This window comes from Pseudomonas sp. BP01 (assembly GCF_022760795.1).
Classification (GTDB): Bacteria; Pseudomonadota; Gammaproteobacteria; order Pseudomonadales; family Pseudomonadaceae; genus Aquipseudomonas; species Aquipseudomonas putida_Q.
Map to the genome: position 1 here is coordinate 1 of NZ_JAFBKA010000071.1, position 626 is coordinate 626.

Below are 626 nucleotides of genomic sequence, written 5' to 3' on the forward strand. Positions count from 1 at the left end.
CTGCCCACCCTGTGGCTGGGGGCTGGGCGGACGCCGACATTAACCAGCGAAGCCGTGGCGCTCAGCAGCGGCGGCGATACCTCAACGCTCGCCGCGCAGGCATTATGGCAACTGCTGCTGCCGGCGATTGTCTTTTCCCTGACCGCCCTGCTGGCCTGGCTGGCAGGCCGCTATCGACGAGGATTACGCTAGTGCTCACCGTAAACAACCTGACCCTGACGCTGCATCATCGTCCCCTGCTGCAGGAAATCGCATTTTCCGTCTCGCCGGGAGAAGTGCTGACGCTGATGGGGCCATCCGGCAGCGGCAAATCCACGCTTTTCGCCTGGATGATTGGCGCGCTGGAGGCCCCTTTTCATGCCAGCGGCGAGCTGTGGCTCAACAACGAACGCTGCGATGAACGCCCCACTGAGCGGCGGCGGATTGGGATTTTGTTTCAGGATGCGCTGCTGTTTGACCATTTCAGCGTCGGGCAAAACCTGCTGCTGGCGCTGCCGGCAGACATCCGCGGCGCGGAGCGCAAAATTCAGGTGCAGCAGGCGCTGGAACGGGCCGGACTGGCCGGGTTCAGTTCCCGCGATCCGGCGACACTCTCCGGCGGCCAGCGCGCCCGCGTCAGCCTGCTC

Annotated in this window: 1 protein-coding gene and 1 pseudogene; both read left to right on the plus strand. The window is 64.7% G+C overall.

Annotated features, from left to right (window positions below; translation table 11 throughout):
• Positions 1–192 (plus strand): annotated as a pseudogene (locus tag JOY50_RS28505) (ABC transporter permease); the annotation flags it as partial.
• A partial coding sequence (locus JOY50_RS28510; protein WP_243056168.1) for an ATP-binding cassette domain-containing protein occupies positions 192–626 on the plus strand: 435 nt, incomplete at its 3' end. The pseudogene JOY50_RS28505 and the gene JOY50_RS28510, both read left to right, overlap by 1 nt.